The sequence below is a fragment of the uncultured Dokdonia sp. genome (assembly GCF_947492815.1).
Classification (GTDB): Bacteria; Bacteroidota; Bacteroidia; order Flavobacteriales; family Flavobacteriaceae; genus Dokdonia.
Map to the genome: position 1 here is coordinate 1 of NZ_CANLOB010000057.1, position 4,102 is coordinate 4,102.

The 4,102-nt window shown below is 32.1% G+C and carries 3 protein-coding genes; all 3 read left to right on the top strand.

The genetic code is table 11. The annotated features are described in order from the left end of the window. Positions 1–114 precede the first annotated feature (114 nt). Positions 115–732, top strand: a complete 618-nt coding sequence (locus tag Q1A01_RS23405) for a hypothetical protein (protein WP_299685949.1) — start codon at positions 115–117, stop codon at positions 730–732. 116 nt (positions 733–848) lie between these two features. Beyond that, the gene (locus Q1A01_RS23410) at positions 849–3,194 is read left to right on the top strand and encodes a glycogen debranching protein (RefSeq protein ID WP_299685953.1); all 2,346 of its coding nucleotides are present in this window, start codon (positions 849–851) and stop codon (positions 3,192–3,194) included. Positions 3,195–3,230: 36 nt separating this feature from the next. Then, positions 3,231–4,040: a S8 family serine peptidase gene (locus Q1A01_RS23415; RefSeq protein WP_299685956.1), complete on the top strand. Its 810-nt coding sequence runs from the start codon at positions 3,231–3,233 to the stop codon at positions 4,038–4,040. Positions 4,041–4,102: the final 62 nt, after the last annotated feature.

Here is a 4,102-nt window from a genome sequence, read left to right on the forward strand (position 1 = left end):
ATTCATATTTAACCATCTTAAATTCAATAAAATATACGAAAATTAATTCACTTTAGGACTATTTACGGATATACAAATATATTAATATAAAAATCAGAAAAAATTAATTTATCTATGAAAACTTTCAATTTTTATTCCAAACTTTTTTTAATTGTATTTACCTCTTTATTATTAATAAAATGTCAAGAAGATGATGAAATCATTACAAATTCAACTTCAGAAGAAATAGAAGTAACAACAAATCAAACTATTGACCCAGGTATTGAAGAATTTCTTCTAGAATTAGCTAAAAAAAATAATTCAACAGACCGAGTATTTTTTGACCCTTCTGTTTTAGAATTTGGTATACGTAGAACAGGTCAATCATCTTTTCAACAATCTTCTTTTACCTGCCTACGACCTAATACTTCCTATGATATTTTAGCAACAGTCCCTTCATCGGGACCTAATGAGAAAGTTTGTGTGTGTCTTGATATTAATAGAAACGGTATTGTAGGTTCTTCAAGTCCGAGACGATGTAGAGATACACAAACATTTTCAGCACCTTTCATTATAAATCCTATATCATTTAATTTTGTTTTTTACACCCTACAAACAAATAGTTCTGGTAGAGTAAACTTTTCTTTAAGAGCAGGTTGTGGAGGAAATAGTCCTGTATCTAGTTTTTCATCGCTCCCTAGTGGGTTACAAAGCCTAGATATTGGTATTTCTAATTCTTCTGCTTGTTTATAAAACTTATAGCCTCTATTTCAATAGATCATCATTGAAATGGAGGTTTTTAATTGGTACTATTATAATTCACACGCAATTCTGTACATTTAAGATCAAATTTTAAATGTAGTTTGTATATGTTACGTGTTTTTCTAAGTTTTATTATTATTTGTCTTATTGTAAGTTGCAAGCAAACAGAGACTAATCCTAATGCTTTTGGGGAATTAACTCAAAATAGCACTTCTATTGTTGGCAAAAAAGAATACCTATCATCTCCTTATGTAACTGCTGGAGATCGTGTATATATGGTAGGACATCAAGATGGCTCTTTTCCTGAATTAGGTTGGCACATTAAGGGAGAAATGGGAGGTATTTGGAATCACCCCATCAAATTAATGGATGGTTTTGAAGTAGGCATCTTACAAGATGGAGGTGCTTGGGGATTAGATAAAGCACATACATTTGTGAACTATCCGTATGCAAATAAACACCAATATACGATTCCAGAAATTCAACTCCATATAGATCGTTGGCAATTTGTTCCTGATCATAAAGAAGGTATTTTAATTCAGTTTCATTTAGAAAACACCTCCACTAGTACTAATGATTTTGAGCTTGCATTTATAGGCAATGCAGATCTTAGACCTACTTGGTTAGGAGAAGAAACCAATATGATAGATGCAAAAGACATTGCAGTATATGATTCTATAAACAGTACTTGGAATATCAAAGACCAAAACAATCCTTGGTTTGTAACTTTTGGCGCTGATGTAAAACCTAATTATCGCCTAGGAGGGAATGTAACTACTGGAAAACACAATGGTGTTTCCGGAGAGCTTATATACCCAATATCTATCCCTGCAAATAGTTCAAAAACAATCAATTTTGTAATTGCTGGAAGTTATATGTCACAACAACAAGCTACAGCAACGTATAAAGACATCCATGTTTCGGCGATAAAAGATATCCAATCAAAAAAACAGCGCTATGAACAATTAGCTACGCAATCTAAACTTACCATTCCTGATAAAGACATACAAGAAACCTTTGAATGGCTCAAATACAATAGTGATTGGCTTGTTCGCACGGTACCAGAAATAGGTTCTGGAATCACAGCAGGAATTCCTGATTATCCATGGTGGTTTGGAGTAGATAGTGAGTATGCACTTAAAGGCTATATGGCTATTGAACAAACAGCACCTGTATACAACACTATCAAATTACTAGATAGTGTATCTAATTCCTTAAATGGTAATGGACGTATTATCCATGAAATGTCTACCAATGGAAAAGTTTTCAATCCTGGAAACATTAACGAAACTCCACAATTTGCTTCCTTAATTTGGGAAGTGTATCAATGGAATGGAGATCACGAATTTTTAGAACGCTACTTCCCTACTATTGAAAAAGGGTTAGAATGGTTACTCAGCGAAAAAGATGTTAATAACAACTTATTCCCTGATGGGTTTGGTATGATGGAAATTCATGGTCTTGATAGTGAAATGATTGATGTAGCGGCATACACACAAAGAGCTTTTGACGATGCTGCAAAAATGGCTACAATACTAGACAAAAAAGAACTCTCAAAACGATATAAAGAAATTGCAGGTTCGCTTAAAGCGAAAATAAATACAGAATTCTGGTCAGAAGAATTTAATAGTTATGCCGATTTTATAGGAACAGACACCCAAGCATTACATCTTATAGAAGATGCCATTGTACGCGCAGACACACTTAACAAACCATGGGCTGTTGCTGAGCTTAAAGCAACGAAACAAGCGATCAAAGCAAACCCATCGTCACGGCCGAGACCCTTTGTATTACATCATAATTGGGTTGTAAACACCCCAATGGAAATGGGTATTGCAGATTCTACAAAAGCATTTAAAGCACTACAAACCGCAGAAAAGTTTGTAAACCCCTTTGGAGTTTTTGTAACTGGCATTGATAGGGATGACTCTGCTGGAAAAGATGACGGTTCATTTAAAGGAAGTAAAATCTTCTCCTACACAGGCGCGGTTATGACACTACCCACAGGCGTACAAATCGTATCTGAAAATAACTACGGACGTCCTGATAAGGCACTAAATTATCTAAAGCGTATGAACAGAAGTTTTAGCTATGCCTTTCCTGGAAGTATGTACGAAGTATCTCCAGACTACGGAATGATCACACAAGCATGGAATATTTATGGATATGCAGTTCCCATTGTGCAACAGTTTTTTGGAGTAAGTCCCAATGCCGCAGCAAAAAAAGTCACGATACATCCTCAAATGCCTAGTACATGGGATAATGCATCTTTAGAAAATATCAAAATAGCCGATAATGAAGTATCTATCTATTACTCAAAAACAGGATCGCAAGTTCATCTAAAAGTGACACAAACCAATCCTGAATGGGAAATCACTATTGAACTTCCTAAAGAAATTGGAAAGATTAACACGTTTATCTCTAAAGAATTAACAATAGAGATTCAGAACTAACTAAAGTTAATATATTTGAATAAAATATCTGCGATTTTGAAAAATATCATATTTATTATTTCTCTTTTTTTAATTTCATGTGGAAGTGATCCTATTAATAAAGAATATATAAAAGCTCCAAAAGATATAAGTAAGTTAGTTTTTTCAGAATATGACTCTCTACAAATTCATAACTGGCATTTTAAAGATATAATACAAGATTCTCTTCCAGGAATTAGTTTGACCAGATTATATGATGAAATTATTAAAAACAAAAAAGGAAAAAAAATTATTGTAGCTGTTTTAGATACTGAAATAGATATTGAACACCCAGCTCTTAAAGATCATATTTGGGAAAATCCAAACGAAACTCTTAATAATATAGACGATGATGGAAATGGTTTTGTAGATGATATTAATGGATGGAATTTTCTAGGAGGAAAAAATAAGACAAATACATTTTATCAAAAATTTGATTATACTCGGATAGTAAACAAATTAGCGACACATCCTAGTATCATATCAAAAGATACTATTTCTAAAATATATAAACATTATAGTAAAGCACATGACAAGTATATTGATGAATTAAATAATATAAATTACATTATTGAAAAAGGAAATGTGATTATTGAAAAGTATAAAAATCAATTGGCTCACCCACTTCTTCCTTTAGAAAAAAATATTACAATTGAATTATTAGATAGTCTTATAGAAAATCATGGATTAAAAAAAAAGGAAATAAATTTAGTTTATTTGTTTACTGAATTTGGGGAGAATTTTAAAGATTTACAAAATGATTCTATTAGATATAGTGATAAAATAAAATATCAACTAAACTTAGATTATAACTGTAGGCTTCCCTAAAAATAGGACAGTTTAAAATTCGAATTTACTAACTTTAAATTCAAACTGTCACAATGAAAAGC